Here is an 18,590-nt window from a genome sequence, read left to right as displayed (position 1 = left end):
TTTTTGTATCCGCTTTATGAAGGACTATCACATTTCTAAACATAATTCATTTTACACCATTGGTCTTAACTATAAAAAGGCTGATGCTGAGGCTCGTGGTAAATTTAGTTTAGACGAAGTGGCTGTAAAGTCACTTTTAATAGAAGCTAAAAATCAGGGCATTGATGGGTTATTGGCAACATCAACTTGTAACCGTACAGAGTTACATGGTTTTGCGCAACATCCTTTTCAACTGATAAAATTATTATGCGACCACTCTAATGGAACCGTTGAGGCTTTTCAAGAGGTAGCATATGTGTATAAAAATAAAGAAGCTATTAATCACCTCTTCAGAGTTGGGACAGGATTAGATAGTCAGATACTTGGTGATTTTGAAATCATCAGTCAATTAAAGCAAAGTTTTAAGCGTTCTAAAGAATTGGGTATTGCCAACCCGTTTATCGAGAGACTTTGCAACAGTATAATTCAGGCGAGCAAACGTATTAAGAATGAAACTGAAATTTCATCTGGTGCAACCTCTGTAGCATTCGCTTCTGTACAATACATTATGCGTAATGTTGAAAATGTTACCGACAAGAATATTCTTTTATTCGGAACCGGTAAAATTGGTCGTAACACGTGTGAGAATTTAATAAAACATACTAAGAATCCGCATATCACCCTTATTAACAGAACAAAAGGTAAAGCTGAGCAAATTGCAGGCAAGTTCAACCTTAAGGTGAAAGATTATGGCGATTTACAAACAGAAATAAGAACTTCTGATATTTTGGTAGTCGCTACAGGTGCCCAAAAACCTACGATTACCAAAGAATTGATATATACGAACAAACCGTTATTGATATTAGATCTTTCCGTTCCTAAAAATGTAGATGATTCTATTTCAGAAATGGACAATGTTACGGTAATACATTTAGATCATTTATCTCAAATGACAGATGAAACCTTAGAGCGTAGAAAGCAATTTATACCAGATGCAGAAGCTATAAACGAAGAGGTGAAAAATGATTTCAATCAATGGTTAGAAACCAGAAAATTTGCCCCTGTAATTAAAGCTTTAAAGAAAAAATTGAAGACTATTAAGGACGAAGAATTAGACTATCAATCCAAAAAAACGGTCGATTTTAATTCGCACCAAGCAGATGTGGTTACCAATCGCATTATTCAAAAAATAACAAAACAATTTGCAAATCATTTAAAAGATGACACGGTAGATTCCAGTTCAAGTTTAGAATTTATCCAAAAAGTATTTCAATTAGAATTGGACGAACAATGAGTAAAGTAATACGATTAGGAACACGCGATAGCGAATTAGCGCTATGGCAGGCGAATACCGTTAAAAGTCAACTTCAAGAATTAGGTCATAAAGTAAAATTGGTTCCGGTAAAATCTACGGGAGACTTAATTTTAGACAAACCCTTATATGAATTAGGAATTACGGGAGTGTTTACCAAAACCCTAGATGTTGCCATGATCAATGGCGATATTGATATTGCCGTACATTCTATGAAAGATGTACCTACCGCCTTGCCACAAGGTATTGTAAAAGCTGCTGTTTTAAAGCGCGGTAATTACATGGACATCATGGCGTTTAAAGACAATGAAGAATTTTTAGGTTCTCGCGAGGGTGTCATTGCTACAGGTAGTTTACGTAGACAAGCACAATGGTTAAATAGATACCCAACACATACGGTTGTAGATTTAAGAGGAAATGTCAATAGACGATTAGAAAAACTGTATGAAAATGAATGGAACGGTGCTATTTTCGCCGCTGCCGGATTAGAACGTATCGGTTTAGAACCAGAAAATACTATCGGACTTACCTGGATGTTACCAGCCCCTGCACAAGGTGCTATTATGGTAGTTGCCATGGAAGGCGATGAAGAAATTCTAGAAGCCTGTGCTCAACTAAACCATGAGGAAACAGATACTTGTGTAAGTCTAGAAAGAGAATTTCTTAGAGAATTAGAAGGTGGTTGTAGTGCACCGATCGGAGCATTGTCATACATCAACAAAGAAAATATTGTCACCCTAAAAGGTGTTCTATTAAATGTTGATGGAAGTAAAAAACTGGAAGCAGAACTGACCGCGCCACTTGGTAAGCATCAAAATTTGGGCATTGACTGTGCTAAAAGTATTTTAGCCAGAGGTGGTAAACGATTAATGACCGAACTGGCAAATGCCGGATTGGAAGTAAATGTATTTTCTACCAAAAAACTGACTCCGCCACAACAGCTGCTACTAAACATATCGGTTAATGCCGATTCAGATGATTTTATAAAAATTAATCCGAATCGTATTTCTCCCGTTATCTTGAAAAAACCACATAAGAATGTTGTTTTCACTAGTAAAAATGCGGTAGAAGCAGTATTGGCAAGCAGAGATGTCGCTGAGTTAGATTTTGAAAACATCTACTGTGTTGGCAGAAAAACACGTAGATTAATAAAAAACACTTTCGGTAAGGTTACACATTATGAAAATAATGCAAAAGATTTAGCGAACCATTTGGTAGAGTTTATAGATGGCACTGAAGTTACCTATTTTCATGGTAATTTAAGCTTAGAAGAACTACCAAGTATTTTAGAAGAAAACAATATTGAAGTAAATGCCATAGAAGCCTATAGAACTAAACTTTCTGGTAAAGCAATACCAAAAAGCGCAAAAGGCATCATGTTTTTTAGTCCGTCGAACGTGGAAAGCTATTTAAAAGAGAATTCTACCGACAGAGTTGCCTATTGTATTGGTGAAACTACGGCAAAAGCTGCCAGAAAACATTTCAAGGAAGTAAAAGTTGCTAAAATACCAACAGTAGAAAGTGTTATTGAATTGGTGAACGCTGATTATCAAGATTAAGAAATTGCCTTTAGCTGTTGGCTGCTAGCCCTTGGCTGTTGGCTAAAAAATTAAAAATTAACGTCTTTACGAGCATAGCGAAGCAATCTGTTTGTTAGGAACACCGAATAAACAGATTGCTTCGGAGCGAAAAGGCTCCTCGCAATGACGAACCATATAAACTATGAGCTTAAAAAACGACTTATTTCTAAAAGCCTTAAAAGGTGAAACGGTAGAAAGACCACCAGTATGGATGATGCGCCAAGCAGGTAGATATTTACCTGAATTCATGGCCATCAAAGAAAAATATGACTTCTTTACCAGATGTCAGACTCCAGAATTAGCATCAGAAATCACGGTACAACCTATTCGTAGATACGGAATGGATGCCGCTATATTGTTCAGTGATATTTTGGTAATCCCGCAAGCAATGAATATTCATGTGGAGATGAAGCCGAATTTTGGTCCGTATTTACCGAATCCGATTCGTAATCAGAAAGATTTAGACAGCGTTATCGTGCCAGATGTTCACGATACATTGGGTTACGTTCTGGAAGCCATAAAAGTGACCAAAGAAAAACTGAACGACGAAGTACCTTTGATCGGTTTTGCAGGTTCCCCTTGGACCATTTTATGCTACTGTGTACAAGGTCAAGGCAGCAAAACGTTCGACAAGGCTAAAGAATTATGCTTTACACAACCTGTTGTTGCCCACGAATTACTTCAGAAAATTACAGATACTACCATTGCATATTTAAAGGCTAAAGTTGCTGCAGGAGTTAATGCGGTACAAGTATTTGATTCTTGGGGCGGAATGTTATCGCCAACCGATTATCAAGAATTTTCTTGGCAATATATTCAGCAAATTATAGATGCTTTAAAAGATGAAGCTCCGGTTATCGTTTTTGGAAAAGGATGTTGGTTTGCTTTAGGTGATATGGCAAAATCTGGTGCTTCTGCACTAGGTGTCGACTGGACATGTTCTGCAAGAAATGCACGTTATTTAAGTGGTGGAAAAATTACCCTTCAAGGTAACTTTGACCCATCACGTTTATTATCTCCACCATCTGAAATTAAGAAGATGGTACACCAAATGATCAATGAATTTGGCAAAGATAGCTACGTAGTTAATTTAGGTCACGGTATTTTACCAAATGTTCCTGTTGAAAATGCTAAGGCGTTTATTGATGCAGTAAAAGAATACAAGCAAGACTAACCCTAACAGGTTCAGAAAGCGCTAAGGTAGCCGATATTAAAATCGCATAATGAATTCATTTCAACTAGCAGATTTCGAAATAAATCCGATATCAGAGAGAGATGGATGGCGTTTATGCGATTTTATATGTGCTAATGCAGACCATATAAAACGATACTTCCCTAAAACGGTAGCTGCAAATCTAAATCCGACATTATCCAATATTTTTGTTCTTGAAAAGGTATCAGATTTTATATCTGGCAAAGAGTACTTATTTACGCTTAAAGAACCAGAAAAAAGAAAAATTATAGGTCTGGTTTATTTAAAAGAACTAAAACGAGCAGCCCAAGAAGCTGAAATCGCCTATTGCATATCGTACGACCATAACAATAAAGGTTTTGCCACAAAAGCTGTTAAGACCATTTCTGAATGGGGCTTTAACGAACAACATTTACAGCGACTTAGAATCATTGCTCATAAATCGAACCTTGGCAGTATTAAGGTAGCAGAAAATTGTGGTTATCTTTGGAAAGAAACGCTATTAAAAGAACACACTCCACCTAACGAACAACCGTTAGATATGGAACTTTATGTTTTACAGAATGAAAGATAAATTTTACGCTTACATAGAACAACTTCAAGATACGATTACCTCTAAATTAGAAACAGTAGACGGTACAGCAATTTTTAAAGAAGACATTTGGGTACGCCCAGAAGGTGGTGGCGGTCGTACAAGAGTTATTGAAAACGGAGCTGTTTTTGAAAAAGGCGGTGTAAATATATCTGGCGTACATGGCGAGCTTCCAGATAGTATGAAGGCATATTTCGGAGTAGAAGATGCCAATTTTTTTGCCTGCGGATTAAGTTTAGTATTACATCCAAAGAACCCAATGGTGCCAACGGTTCATGCCAATTGGCGCTATTTTGAAATGTATGGTAAAGACGGCGAAATTGTAGATCAATGGTTTGGCGGCGGTCAAGACTTGACTCCGTACTACCTATTTGACGAAGATGCGGTTCATTTTCATCAAGTATGCAAAACAGCTTGCGACAAACACAATCCTTCCTTCTACGATACCTATAAAAAACGTTGCGACGAGTATTTTTGGAATGCACATAGAAACGAAGCTCGCGGACTAGGCGGTCTATTTTTTGACTATTGTAAAGCAACTCCGGAGATGGACATGCAAGACTGGTACAACTTTGTAACCGAAGTAGGTAATAGCTTTTTAGATTGTTATGTACCGATTGTTATAAAAAGAAAAGATCTTGAATACACCAAAGAACAAAGGGATTGGCAAGAGATTAGACGAGGTAGATATGTTGAATTCAATCTGGTTCATGACAAAGGAACGCTATTCGGTTTAAAGACCAATGGAAGAATAGAAAGTATCTTAATGAGCCTACCGCCACATGTACAATGGCGCTATGACCATCAACCCGAAAAAGGTAGCGAAGAAGAGCGATTGTTGGAGATACTAAAAGCACCAAAAGAATGGGTTTAAAAGCAATACTTATTTTTAGTATGCTTTGTTCAACTTGTATATGTTCAGCTCAAAACTCACTTTACAAAGAAGCTTTTCCAGACAAGGTAACCGTTAGGTTGTCATTACAGACCACTTCGAATAGTTTTACGCTTAGAGACAAGATAACACGCAACAAAACCGAGTTTATACCCAATGACAAAAGCTATTTGGGACTGTCTGTTCTTTTTCGTTTTCTAGAAGTTGATTTTGGTTATGCCCCTAATTTTTTAGCCGAGAATAAAGACAACGGAGATTCTAAATTAATCACCTTCAACGTTCGTACGTTTTTTGGTCAATACATGCAGACTTTAGACATCTATAAGCAAAAAGGATTCTTTGTTCGTACTGCTGATCTAACCTTGCCTATCGATGATTTAAAGACCTTTAAGATCGGTGGAACATCTAGTTATATTTTTAATCCTGATTTTTCGTTTCGTGCTATTGGGTTTCAGAATGAATGGCAAAAACAAAGTGTCGGCAGTTTTATTCCAAGCATATCTTACTACTATACCAAGTTTAAATTAGAAGACCCCATACTAGACAATCAATTGGAGAAATCCTTAAAAGTCGCTATTGGTCCGGGTTATTATTACAATTGGGTATTTGAAGAAAATTACCTCGTTTCTGCGGGAGCAACCAGCGGTTTAGGTTTCAATTATTCAAGTACCGACGGTAAGAAATCTTTTAATGGTTTGGCACAACTAATTTTTAGAATGACCGGTGGGTATAATTCAGAAAATTTCTTCAGTGGCGTAAATATCAACACACAATTATTAAGTCACACTTCCGATGAAAACTTCATTTTAGACGATTCTATAAGTTTTCTTGAGTTTTATGTTGGGTATCGTTTTGATGCACCTAAAAAATGGATTGCCAAAGCCGACGAGATAAGTCGTAAATTAGGGATTGAATAAACAACAGCTGAGCAATCGCTATATGCATTCGTTTTAGAATAACTGTATTTTTATACTCAAGCCTCGAAGCATTATAATCTCTATTATCGAGTAAATCAATATTCCATGAAGCAAAAAATATATCAAATAGATGCATTTACAACAAAACTATTTGGCGGTAATCCCGCTGCGGTTTGTATTCTTGAAAGTTGGTTAGAAACCGATTTAATGCAAAAAATCGCTGCTGAGAATAATTTGGCTGAAACGGCATTTGCAGTTAAAAATAAGGACCACTATGAACTTAGATGGTTTACCCCAGAAATAGAAGTTGATCTTTGTGGTCATGCCACCCTTGCAACCGCCTTCGTCATCTTCAATCATTACGGTTATAATGAAAATACTTTACGGTTTATTTCTCCAAGAAGTGGGGAGTTATTAGTACAGAGAGATGGAAAAGATCTCTTTACTATGGATTTCCCTACCGATGACCTAACACCCGTTTCAGAACAACCCAGCATATCAAAAGCCATAGGAAAGCAACCGATAGAAACCTTTAAAGGTAAAACTGATTACATGCTTATTTATGAATCACAAGAAGACATAGAAGCTATTACTCCTAATTTTCATTTATTAAATGAATTAGATTGTAGAGGAGTCATTGTTACGGCAAAAGGAAAAAATGTAGATTTTGTCTCACGCTTTTTTGCCCCACAATGCGGAATTCCAGAAGATCCGGTAACCGGTTCTGCACATACTACACTTACACCATATTGGTCAGAAAAACTACAGAAGAAATTATTAAGTGCAAAACAACTCTCTGAACGTGGCGGTGATTTACAATGCGAATATCTTGGTGACCGCGTAAAAATATCAGGTAGTGCAGTTTGTTATTTAGTAGGCGATATAGAAATATAGCGCACTAATCATACTGATTTTATTTCCACGTAATCGCTTTTTTCGAAACCTCTTCAAATTGATATTTAAGGTGTGAGAATCTTGCTTTAAGCAGCTCTTTTCTGCCCTTTAATGTTCTGGTGAATAAAATTTTAGAACCGTCAACCTCTTTGTTCCAATATTTTTGAAAAAGCAGCGCTTCCGTTTTATTCTTACCACAATCTTTTGGCACCACGTAATAGTTACGAATACCCATTTTCCTTTTTATCCAATTACCATTTACCAGTAAATATTTAGGATTATCAATTGGAGCGATGACTTCCTCTAATAGCGAAATAAATAAGTTGCTATCATGCTGACTTGCATCTTTTAAGTAAATTGAAAATGAACCCTTTATATTTTGCTCAGAATGGATGGTAGCGTTAACAGATTCGAAACTCAAAACTTTAGAATCTAAAAGATAGCCCAATAAGGCCTCACCTATTTTCTTGGTCTTCTTGTATTGATTTCCAAATAGAAAATAAAGTTTAAGTGCTTTAAAAGTTTTTGGACCAAAGCCCAAGAACAATGCAGCAATGAACAAATACAATACTTGTACGATACCTTTATTTAAAACTGCGCCCATATTTTTTATTAGAAACTCCGGTACAAAAGCTGAAACACCTAAAATAACCTCTAGCATTACATATTTACCCGCATTTAGTGCATGCATTTTTTTGGTCTTGGCATAGGGTTGCTCTTGACCGTACGGTATTTTTAGTTCCCGTACCAAAACATTGCCTTCTTCAATAGCTTCGTTCCATCGATTCTTGAAAACGGATTTTTGCTGAGACAACAACAACATATTCTTGTTAATCCTTGCTAATTCGCTAGATTCAGACCAATCTAAAGGCAATACCAATCGGTCTATTCCATTTGAAATATACACCTCGTCTTTTAATGAAACTCCCGTAAAGGCATCAAACCGTTGCTGTAGCTTTTCCATATCCTTTCCTCCATTTATAGCAGTAGGATCTAAACAAGCCAAGTGCCAAATACTTCCTGTCTTATCAGGATTATTGGCATCTACACGTATGGCACGGCCCCTCATTTGATTTGAAGACACGAACGATCCCACATAAGAAGCCAGCACTAAGGTATTTATACAAGGAGCATCCCAACCTTCACCTAAAAATGCCTTGGTACCAACAAGTGTTTTAATTACTCCTTCAGTAAACAATTGGGTAACAGCTTCTGCAATTTTATTCTTTAAGACATCGGGTACACTAATAAGAACATAACCTTCAGACCCATCTACAGGTGCATTCGTGAGATTCTCAATAGTTAAAAGTTTCTTTAGTTTGTTTAATGCAGTTTTATGAAGAATAACCAACGAACCCGTAAGAACACCTAAAGAAGTTTTACCTACTTGTTTCGCCAATATGTATTTAAAAATAGGTAGAACACCCAGCTTATTTAGAACGCTGGTTTCGCTCCCTTTAAAATTCAAAAACTCTTTACGAATAAAATCGGTTAAAATAACCGTTCTGGCATCTTCACCTAAATGCTCATCTGTATGCTTTACAATCTGGAATATACTTTCTAGTTTACTAGGGCTGTTAGACAAGTTTCTATACAAAACCTCGTCCCCAACAAAGTTTACCCGTTTATGTTCTAAAACCCCAATTCGTTTTAGTTCTTTTTCAATAGGCATCAACACCTGTTCAAAGGCTACAAATTCTTCTCGCTGAGCTATGAGTAAATGCTGCAGCAGTATTTCTGCCCATTCATAGTTGAAACTTGGAAAAGTGACATCGCTGTTTGAAAACCCCAATAGCTTAAGGTTTTCTTCATTTACGGCATAACCGCAAGAATTTAAATAAATAATGATGGACGAAAAGAACGTAGGGTTTTGATAGATGTATTCTAAAGATTCTTCTGGGGCGATATAAAAATTAAGGGTAATTAAACTTTCTTGTAATGCCGTATTGGCAATTAGGGCATTGGTAAATTTTAATATCTGCTCACGATAGTTAACGATATACTTAATTTGAGCTTCTTCTGGTTTTGAGAAATAGACGAAATCTTGATGCGGACAAAGATCTCCGTTCTTGATAAGATCTGGTACGGCAATTTCATCATCAATTGGCCCGCATAAACTAAAATAGCGATTAATTTCTGTGGCGGTACTATCGTATGGAGGAGTAGCTGTAAGGGCAACTACGGTTAATCCTTCTATTTCTTTCAAATGATATAAACAATGCCACCACTCGTTTTTAAGGTGATGCGCCTCGTCTAAAACCAAGGTCTCGATTTTATGAAGCTTGATAAACGCTAGTAGCTGTTGTTTAGCGTTATCACCAAATGATCTTGATAAAGAAAACAAGGATTGATAGGTAGAAAACGTAATGTGATCCGGAGATTTTATGTCCAGTGAATACGCATTAAAATCACCATCGATCGTAAAGAACTCTAACAATCTAGAACGCCATTGATTGCGAATGGTCAATGTTGGTGACAACACCAAAGTTGGCTTACCTATACGTTTTAAAATTTCTAAACCAAGTATCGTCTTACCTGAACCTGGTGGTGCAATCACATGTAAATGTTCATCTTTTATATGTTCTTGAAAACCATCTAAAAACTTTTGTTGGTAGTTACGCCAGGTATATTTGAATTGTAAAATTTCACTGATTTCTTGCATCAAGGGTCTATTAGCCGCTAAGCCTATAAAAATAAGTAATAACCGCTCTAGCTATAATTCAAATTCCCCTATTTTTGTAAAACTTCAAGATACACTCGTTTTGATTACGTAAAAACTAGTTAGTTAAAGTGATAAATAGTTTGAATATAAATATGCTGATATGGCAAAAAAAGGCAAGACTAAAAATACGGTGAACAAAGCAAAGCATGCCAAGCTTATGGATAGAAAGAAAAATAAATTGAAAAAAGAAGCTGCGCTTAGAAAAGAACGCTTAAAAGAAATCATTAGAAAAAGTCAGGAATCTAAATAAGTAATAAAATATAGCATTATGTACCCACTTATACGCCCAAGAAGATTACGTAGCAATGAAGCCATTAGAAGTTTGGTAAGGGAAACCATTATTACACCAAGCGATTTTTTAGTACCGCTGTTCGTTGTCGAGGGTCAAGGCATTAAAGAAGAAATACCTTCTATGCCCAATTATTACCGCCTAAGTCTAGACAATCTTGCGAAAGAAGTAAAAGAACTTTGGCGAATGGGTCTATGTTCGGTACTTCTATTTGTTAAAGTGCCTGATAACTTAAAGGATAATATCGGTTCTGAGGCATTGAACGAAAACGGATTAATGCAACTGGCTATTAAAACGGTTAAAAATGCATGTCCCGATATGTTGGTCATGACAGATGTTGCCCTTGACCCCTATTCTTCTTACGGTCATGATGGTATTGTTGCAGACGGACAAATTTTGAACGATGAAAGTGTAGAGGTTTTGGCAGAAATGAGTGTTTCGCACGCAAAAGCCGGTGCCGATTTTGTTGCCCCTAGCGATATGATGGACGGTCGTATTCTTAGCATTCGCGAGGCTTTAGAAGATGAAGGTTATACCAATACTGGTATTATGGCATACAGCGCCAAATATGCCAGTGCATTTTACGGTCCGTTTAGAGATGCCTTGGATTCTGCACCGGTAGACATTAAAAACGTACCTAAGGATAAAAAAACCTACCAAATGGATTCTGCCAATAGATCTGAAGCCATTAAAGAAACATTAATGGATATTGAAGAAGGCGCAGATATTGTTATGGTAAAACCAGGACTTTGCTACCTTGATATTGTTCGTGAAATTAAGAATGAAGTTGATGTGCCTGTTGCAGTTTATCAAGTTTCTGGCGAGTACGCGATGGTAAAAGCTGCTGCCGAAAAAGGGTGGTTAGATCATGATGCCGTAATGATGGAACAGTTATTAGCAATTAAAAGAGCAGGCGCCAATATTATTGCAAGTTATTTTGCAAAAGATGCTGTAAAGCTAATGGGTTAAAAGCAGAACTGACTTCAGTGAATGAATAAATTATTTTTTATACTATTTGGTTTATTAAGTGGTGTTCTTGTTTCACAAGAACCTGCTACCAGACCTTTATTGCTTCCGGTTGGTTCTAGTTTGCAAGAATCTTCATTGGATAGTTATGGTTTAGATTCAATTTACATCTATCGTAAAATTGATAGTATTGTAACAACTGGTATAAAAAATAATGCTTTTCCAGGTGCTCAGGTTTTAATTGCGAAAGAAGGTAATATCATTTTTCATAATACATACGGATTTCACACCTATGATAGTATTCAACCGGTTGCTTTAGATGACATTTATGATCTGGCTTCGGTTACCAAAATTCTAGGTCCGCTACCTGCAATAATGAAATTGGTTGATGAAGGAAAGCTAGATTTAGATGTTCCCTTTAGTACCTATTGGAAACCTTGGAAAAGACAGAAAGATAAAGCAAATATTACGCTTCGCGAGATTTTAGCACACCAAGCAGGTCTTGAACCCTATATTGTATTTTTAGCTAAGACCTTAAAAAATAACGGTCGGTTTAAAAGTAGATTCATCCGCAGAAAATTTAATAACAGATTCAGCAAAGAGGCATTTGATGGCATCTATGTAAAAAATAGATTCAACAGAAAAATGTACCGAATCATAAATCGTTCTGAAGTATCGGCTGTGAAAAAATATAAATATTCGGGACTCACATTTCTTATTTTTCCGGAACTAATTACTCAAATTACCGGTGTACCATATGCAGATTATATGGAGCAGGAATTTTATAAACCACTTGGTATGAAAACCTTTGGTTTTCTACCGAGCCAGAAAAATTTCAACAACAAAATAGTCCCCACAGAAGTAGATACTATTTACAGACATACGCTAACCCAAGGCTGGGTACATGATGAAAATGCATCTTTATTAGGTGGTATTTCTGGTAATGCAGGGCTGTTTGGTACTGCAAATGATTTATCGATCATCATGCAACTATTTGTGCAAAACGGTCTTTATGCCGGTAAGCAATACATCTCTGAAAAGACGATGAAAGAATTTATAAAAGTTCAATATCCAGATAACGACAATAGAAGAGGGCTAGGTTTTGACAAACCTTATTTGGATAACAATACCTTTAAAATTGCCGACGCTTACCCTGCGCCAGAAGTCAGTGCAACCAGTTTTGGTCATAGTGGTTTTACGGGCACTTTTGTTTGGGCAGATCCAGAACATCAAATGGTGTATATATTTCTATCGAATAGAGTATATCCTACCAGAGAAAATCGCAATATTTACAAGCTGAATATACGTTCATCAATACAACAAATATTTTATCGGGCATTTGATAACGCAATACAGCACCAACCTTAGCATTTTTATTAATATCTTCGATTTATAAAACAACCCTATGGGCCTACTACTTTTTTACGCGTTTATTTCTATTTTCTTCTCTTTTCTGTGTTCTATATTAGAAGCGGTATTATTGAGTATCACCCCCACTTTCATAAATGTAAAAATGAAAGAAGGCCATGCTTATGCCAAAACACTAGAGGCTCTTAAAAAAGATGTCGACCAACCTTTAATTGCCATTTTAACCATAAACACCATTGCGCATACCGTTGGTGCTATATTGGTAGGTGTACAGGCAAAGGTCGCCTATGCCGAATTATACGGTAGCGAGACCAAAACGATACTTGGTGTATCATTTACAGAAGATTTAATGGTCGGGGTCGTATCGACCATTATGACCATTCTTATTTTGGTGGCTTCTGAAATTATCCCAAAAACAATCGGTGCAACGTATTGGAAACAACTAGCCAATTTCTCTACTAAAGCTTTGAATATTATGGTCATTGCCTTAAAGTATACCGGTCTGTTGTGGTTACTTCGTCTTTTTACCAAAATGGTAGGTGGCGGAAATCACCACGGTAGTGTGTTAAGTCGCGAAGATTTTCATGCAATGACCGATATGGCACATGAAGAAGGTGTTTTTGAAAAATCTGAATCTACTATCATTAAAAACCTTTTGAAGTTCGATGAAGTCTTGGTGAAAGATATTATGACGCCAAGAGCGGTAATGAAAGTAGCGTCTGATGAAAAAACGATTGCCGATTTCTTTACTGACAATCCGAAATTGCGTTTTTCAAGAATTCCGGTGTATACCGATAATATGGATAATATTACCGGTTTCGTTTTAAAGGATAATGTTCTGGAAGAAATGATCAATCAGAACGGAGACATTCCGCTGAAAGAAATCAAACGCGAAATTTTAGTAACCCGTAGAAGTACGCCAATACCTACTTTATTCGAAATATTCATTCAAAAACGAGAGGCAATTGCACTTGTTGTAGATGAATATGGTTCTGTAAGTGGTATCGTAACTATGGAAGATGTTATTGAGACCCTTCTAGGGCTTGAAATAATGGATGAGAGCGACAATGTTGCCGATTTGCAGAGTCTTGCTCGTAAAAACTGGGAAAAACGCGCTCAGGCAACGGGAGTGATCGAAAAACCTACTTCGCCAGACGAATAAATATCAATTACCACTATGGTCGATGTTGCTTATATACAAACACCCCTTGGCGTTGCCAAAATTATGGGCGACACTGACGGCCTTACCGCTATAACCGTTTTAAACTCTGATGAACCCCTTACCGATGTTATACCAGAGTCTTTAGAAGATGCCGTTTATCAATTAAACGAATATTTTGAAGGCGCAAGAACACAGTTCAATTTAAAACTAAACCCTGAAGGAACCGAATTTCAAAAGAAGGTATGGGTGGAATTGCAGAACATACCGTATGGAAAATCGAAATCTTACTTAGAACTTGCAAAATTATTAGGTGACCCCAATGCCACCAGAGCTGCCGCCTCTGCAAATGCTCGAAATCCGTTATGGATCGTAGTGCCTTGCCATAGAGTTATTGGTACCGATGGTTCACTTACCGGTTACGCTGGCGGTTTACATAGAAAACAGTGGTTATTGAACCATGAGAGTCCGTTTAAACAGCAAAGTCTGTTCTAAAACAGCTGCTTTAACCGATCAAAAAACAAACCACTTGGTTTTTTTAATGTCTAAAACACCCATTGAACTTTGTTCGCTTCGTATTTTGTCGATACAATTGCCATTGCTATCGTTCATTCTAACAATTCAGAACTCATTTTACCACTCAAAAACCGACTAGGTGGTCGGTTCGGTATTTTTAATGCAATTCTCTTCTGAGTGCTACTAATGACACATTAGTTCTATAGAATTTATAGCAATTATGGTTTCCCGTAATGGAATGTGAGATGTTAATTGTAGGTTTATTCTTTAATGGTATATTAGTAAGTGCATCAAATAAATAATTACACATATACATCAATATATGCGGATATGTGTGCAATTACACATATCAGTACGTTGTAGTGCATTTGAGAAAAAATATGCAAAAAATTGACAGAACGACATTCATTGGGATTTATACTTATTTAATTCTGACAGCTATTTGGACTATCTTATGCGTAGTAACCAATGAGTTTACAAAGAATGACAAAGGCTTTATAAGTGGATTGGGTTTTTTAATAATATTTACAATTTCAATATTTTTAACTAACTACAAAATTAAGCTTAGACAATTATTATACTCAGCCATAATAGTTTCCATCACTTTTTTTGTAGCCTCATTTCTTGTTGGACTTTTCTCAATCTGGCTAATTTGGCTTTTTGATTTGCCAGAATTTACAAATAAAACATTGTTCGTAGTCTTAAGTTCAGCCGTCGCATCGATAGGGTTGAGCTTGATGATTAAATACATTTACAAAGTTGATAAATTGAAGATATCACTTTTAATGATATTTATAGCCGGTGTACTAAGTAGTATCTTAATTGAAATGATAAATAATAAATTGTTTTTTGATTACAATATTCCAACAAGAGTAACAATGTTTGTTGCTTGGCAAAGCTTAGCAATAATTCCAATATTCTACCTAATTAACGAAAACAATTTGAATGACACAGCTCGGAAAAAAACGCACTACAACAATACCTAAACGTAATGCGGACATTAGAGCTAAATCGAATGGTCTGTGTATATTATGATGTCGCTAAATCTTTGGGATTTAGCTTTGGACAAGAAAAATAAAAACTAAACCAAAAGCTTTAGCTTCGTGCGCAGACGGAAACGAAAAGTTTCCTTGCCTCCGCACTACGCTTAGCCGCAACGTTGGCAAACATTTTAGGAACAATATTACCGAAGATTTAAAACCTAAGCACCATTACTGTGTTATAAAATCAAATTCTATCTTTTCTATTTTGGTTCTAAGTTCTACTTTTTGATTTTTAATTGTATGCCCATTTATTAAGTAATACTCATTGTTGTGTACTATTACATTAGCAGCCCAACAACTTTCATAAAATGGAGAAGACATTTCGGTGAAAACATCATTTACAGTGTCGTAAGCATAGAATTTCAAAGTAGGTCTTATGTCTGTAATTATTCCCGTAGAACCATCTAATGTTGCAGTACCTCCCAGACCAAAAATTATGTAATTCCCATACTGTACAGCGACACTATTTGCCATATCGTTTTCTGTAACAAAATTTCCAACAGGAACTAAAGTAGTAAAATCTTCATTGAATTTAGATATTAAAATTTCATTACTTCTCCCCGTACCTGAACCAGGTGTAATATAATAGTTTGAGTTTTCTACTTTCAAAGAACCATTATATGTTTCTCCTCTATCGCCCGTATTAATATAATTACTATGGGATAGTAATTCATTTGTAAATAAATCATATTTATAGATAGTATCATTCCCATTTGATTTATCCAAAAAGTAGATTGCCATATCTTCTTCGACATAAAAACCTGAAATTGAAAACAACCCATTTACTTGAGGGAATTCTTTCACAACCGACCATTTATTCAATTGAAAATCAAATTCATACAACCCTTTTTCTGTAAACATATTCCATTTTTCATTTCGAATAAAATTAACCTTAAGACCTCCTAATCCATAGTCTGGAAAAACATTATCTGAATCCGTCGCTAATAATGTCCATTGAACTAATTCGAAATCAAAAACATAGGTATCTTTAATACTCAATGAAAATAACTTGTTTTCATGAACGATATGGGCCTGAAAATTTGTAACAGGTGTATCTGCTATTTTTTGCCATTTAACTAAATCTAATATATCAACAGACTCTACTGTGGGATTTTCTTTAGCAACTTCAATATCGTTATCCTCGGTTGCACAAGAAATGAAAAATAGAGAAATAATAACTATAATACTTTTATTGATAGCTTTCATACAACTATTACTTTTTTTATTTTGATTATATCCAAGTTAATAAAGAAATAACGAAGTTTAATTAATTAAATTTTATCATAAAAACGATTTACCAACAAAGCCTATAAATGCAGACTTTAGGCTTAAAACGAATGGTCTGTGTATATTTATGGTGTCGCTAAATCTTATGGATTTAGCTTTGGACAAAAAAAAGAAAAGCGAAACCAAAAGCTTTAGCTTCGTGCGCAGACGGAAACGAAAAGTTTCCTTGCCACCGCACTACGCTTAGGTAATGTGTTGGCAACAATCAAAAAAACATGAATAAAATCAAAATCTCAGTTGTACTAATTATATTTTACGCCTTTTCATTAAATGCACAAGATTTTTTTGAAGGAGAATTAAATTATAAAATAGAATATCAATCAAATAATGAGAATTTACCAACTTCCATGCTAGAACGAGAATTCGGAACATCATTTACTGCATATGTAAAGGAAGACAGGTATGCAATGATATACCATGGAAAAGGACAACAAGGCTGGATGAAAATAATTGTCCGCCTAGACGAAGGTTATTCTTATACGGAATTTGAAAAATTGGACACAATAACCAAAAGTAAATTCGGAACTGAAAAAAATGATTTAATTAAGTTTGAACGCAATCAAAATGATAAAAAAATCATATTAGGAGAAAAATGTGAATCGATAACATTACAATACAAGCCTAAAGATTCTATATCATTTTTTACAGAAATGCGAGGGAAATACTATTTCAACCCCAAATATAAATTAAATGCGAAACGCTATTCCGAATATACAGATGGTTTTTGGAATCTATTTGTGAAGGAATCAAATGCGATAAGTATTCGAAACGAAACAGAATTTTACCCGCTTTTTAAGTCAATTGAAGAAGTTACTTCTATAGTGGAAAAGAATATAGACAAGGCTGTATTTGAACCGAATCCAAATAAAACTTTGAAAACAGATTAAGACTGTTGCCAAAAAAGAACTAAGCTGAAAAACAACCAAATTCATTCTTAAACCGTGACATTACTATTCTAAGCTAATAGATTCTAAAATCAATAAACAGAATACGTTCGTAACCGAGTTTTATAACTTTACAATGAGAAAACTTCTATACTATCTTTTTATTCTTTTGCCCATTCTAGCCTTTTCGCAAGCATCTGAAATACCAGAAATCGACTTTAAATCGAATTCAGAAGAAGTAAACAGGTATACTGAGTTATTTGGCTTGAATGATGCAGACGCATTGGTGGTTCGCCTCGCCTACTCTATACTGCCACATATAGAACCAGAATCAGATTATATCGTTTACCTTAATAATGGTAAGGTAAGGCGCTACAGAATTAAGGAGTCCGCCCAACCAATGGCTTCCCCTAAAATAAAGAGGATACGTGTTAAGAAAAAAAAGTATTCAGCGTATTGGGCATTTTTGAATCTCTGTGCTAGCGAAGGAAAATTCAGTATAAATCAAAGTCAATTAGCGACCTTAGGAGAAAAAGCGAACTCATGGAAAAATGCCATAAGTGGTGGACAAACCTATACTTTCGGTGTATACCAAGGCGAAAATTATACAGAATATAAGAGTTTTTTACCATCAATGTTCACAGATGAAGAATATCCGGGATTCGAAGATAAACGTAAGTTAATCTATGTGATGGAAGGCTTTAAAACCCTCGCTAAAGACTAATGCATGTTTGTTCCTTTTTAAAACTATGAAATCATCTAATGCTTTGCATTGAGGATTATAAAACTGCACTGCAAACAGTGGTTATTGAACCATAGGAGTCCGTCTAAACAGCAAATTTGTTCTAAAACAGCTACTTTTCCCAACCAAAAAACAAACCAGTTGGTTTGTTTAATGTCTAAGACAACCATTTAACTTTGTTCGCTTCGCATTTTATCGATATAATAGCAAATGCCGTCGTTGGCTTCTTAAATTCTCCACTCCATTTACCAGTAAA

17 protein-coding genes are annotated in these 18,590 nt (G+C 35.7%); 15 read left to right on the top strand and 2 right to left on the bottom strand.

Annotated elements, in window-relative coordinates; all coding sequences use genetic code 11:
* Positions 1-16: 16 nt before the first annotated feature.
* From hemA to DFQ03_RS02285, 7 genes are all read left to right on the top strand, one after another.
* Positions 17-1,273, top strand: a complete 1,257-nt coding sequence (gene hemA / locus DFQ03_RS02315; RefSeq protein ID WP_133671415.1) for a glutamyl-tRNA reductase — start codon at positions 17-19, stop codon at positions 1,271-1,273.
* Entirely contained in the window at positions 1,270-2,850 is a 1,581-nt protein-coding gene (gene hemC / locus DFQ03_RS02310) for a hydroxymethylbilane synthase (RefSeq protein WP_133671414.1), read from the top strand. The genes hemA and hemC overlap by 4 nt, the downstream gene beginning before the upstream one ends.
* Positions 2,851-3,013: 163 nt before the next feature.
* Positions 3,014-4,045: a uroporphyrinogen decarboxylase gene (gene hemE, locus DFQ03_RS02305; RefSeq protein WP_133671413.1), complete on the top strand. Its 1,032-nt coding sequence runs from the start codon at positions 3,014-3,016 to the stop codon at positions 4,043-4,045.
* 49 nt (positions 4,046-4,094) lie between these two features.
* On the top strand, positions 4,095-4,637 hold the full coding sequence (locus DFQ03_RS02300) for a GNAT family N-acetyltransferase (protein ID WP_133671412.1): 543 nt from the start codon (positions 4,095-4,097) through the stop codon (positions 4,635-4,637).
* Positions 4,627-5,529, top strand: coding sequence for an oxygen-dependent coproporphyrinogen oxidase (gene hemF / locus DFQ03_RS02295; RefSeq protein ID WP_133671411.1), 903 nt, complete (start codon positions 4,627-4,629; stop codon positions 5,527-5,529). The genes DFQ03_RS02300 and hemF overlap by 11 nt, the downstream gene beginning before the upstream one ends.
* Complete coding sequence (locus DFQ03_RS02290; protein ID WP_133671410.1) at positions 5,520-6,464, top strand: DUF4421 family protein; 945 nt, start codon at positions 5,520-5,522, stop codon at positions 6,462-6,464. Before hemF ends, DFQ03_RS02290 begins: the two co-directional genes overlap by 10 nt.
* A 105-nt stretch (positions 6,465-6,569) precedes the next feature.
* Entirely contained in the window at positions 6,570-7,358 is a 789-nt protein-coding gene (locus DFQ03_RS02285; protein WP_133671409.1) for a PhzF family phenazine biosynthesis protein, read from the top strand.
* Between the two features lie 19 nt (positions 7,359-7,377).
* Here the strand turns inward: DFQ03_RS02285 and DFQ03_RS02280 are convergent, their stop codons facing one another.
* The gene (locus tag DFQ03_RS02280) at positions 7,378-10,020 is read right to left on the bottom strand and encodes a DEAD/DEAH box helicase family protein (protein ID WP_133671408.1); all 2,643 of its coding nucleotides are present in this window, start codon (positions 10,018-10,020) and stop codon (positions 7,378-7,380) included.
* A 160-nt stretch (positions 10,021-10,180) separates the two neighbouring features.
* Here DFQ03_RS02280 and DFQ03_RS18735 point away from each other — a divergent pair, with 160 nt between their 5' ends.
* The 6 genes from DFQ03_RS18735 to DFQ03_RS02255 all read left to right on the top strand — a co-directional run bounded on the left by DFQ03_RS18735 (position 10,181) and on the right by DFQ03_RS02255 (position 15,364).
* Positions 10,181-10,330, top strand: coding sequence for a hypothetical protein (locus DFQ03_RS18735; protein ID WP_166637422.1), 150 nt, complete (start codon positions 10,181-10,183; stop codon positions 10,328-10,330).
* An 18-nt stretch (positions 10,331-10,348) separates the two neighbouring features.
* The gene (gene hemB, locus DFQ03_RS02275) at positions 10,349-11,338 is read left to right on the top strand and encodes a porphobilinogen synthase (RefSeq protein WP_133671407.1); all 990 of its coding nucleotides are present in this window, start codon (positions 10,349-10,351) and stop codon (positions 11,336-11,338) included.
* A gap of 21 nt (positions 11,339-11,359) precedes the next feature.
* On the top strand, positions 11,360-12,703 hold the full coding sequence (locus tag DFQ03_RS02270; RefSeq protein ID WP_133671406.1) for a serine hydrolase domain-containing protein: 1,344 nt from the start codon (positions 11,360-11,362) through the stop codon (positions 12,701-12,703).
* Positions 12,704-12,740: 37 nt separating this feature from the next.
* Positions 12,741-13,865, top strand: coding sequence for a CNNM domain-containing protein (locus tag DFQ03_RS02265; RefSeq protein WP_133671405.1), 1,125 nt, complete (start codon positions 12,741-12,743; stop codon positions 13,863-13,865).
* A gap of 15 nt (positions 13,866-13,880) precedes the next feature.
* Positions 13,881-14,357 carry a methylated-DNA--[protein]-cysteine S-methyltransferase gene (locus DFQ03_RS02260; RefSeq protein WP_133671404.1) on the top strand — a complete coding sequence of 159 codons (477 nt, stop codon included), beginning with the start codon at positions 13,881-13,883 and terminating at the stop codon, positions 14,355-14,357.
* Positions 14,358-14,758: 401 nt separating this feature from the next.
* On the top strand, positions 14,759-15,364 hold the full coding sequence (locus DFQ03_RS02255) for a hypothetical protein (protein ID WP_133671403.1): 606 nt from the start codon (positions 14,759-14,761) through the stop codon (positions 15,362-15,364).
* A gap of 225 nt (positions 15,365-15,589) precedes the next feature.
* Here the strand turns inward: DFQ03_RS02255 and DFQ03_RS02250 are convergent, their stop codons facing one another.
* The gene (locus DFQ03_RS02250) at positions 15,590-16,627 is read right to left on the bottom strand and encodes a Kelch repeat-containing protein (RefSeq protein WP_133671402.1); all 1,038 of its coding nucleotides are present in this window, start codon (positions 16,625-16,627) and stop codon (positions 15,590-15,592) included.
* A 296-nt stretch (positions 16,628-16,923) separates the two neighbouring features.
* Here DFQ03_RS02250 and DFQ03_RS02245 point away from each other — a divergent pair, with 296 nt between their 5' ends.
* A complete protein-coding gene (locus DFQ03_RS02245; protein ID WP_133671401.1) occupies positions 16,924-17,595 on the top strand; it encodes a hypothetical protein in 672 nt (223 codons plus the stop codon).
* A gap of 133 nt (positions 17,596-17,728) precedes the next feature.
* Positions 17,729-18,316, top strand: a complete 588-nt coding sequence (locus tag DFQ03_RS02240; protein WP_133671400.1) for a hypothetical protein — start codon at positions 17,729-17,731, stop codon at positions 18,314-18,316.
* The last annotated feature ends 274 nt before the right edge of the window (positions 18,317-18,590 follow it).

Origin of the sequence: Maribacter caenipelagi, from assembly GCF_004364175.1 — a bacterium.
GTDB classification, from domain to species: domain Bacteria; phylum Bacteroidota; class Bacteroidia; order Flavobacteriales; family Flavobacteriaceae; genus Maribacter; species Maribacter caenipelagi.
This window is presented reverse-complemented; position numbering and strand designations above follow the sequence as displayed.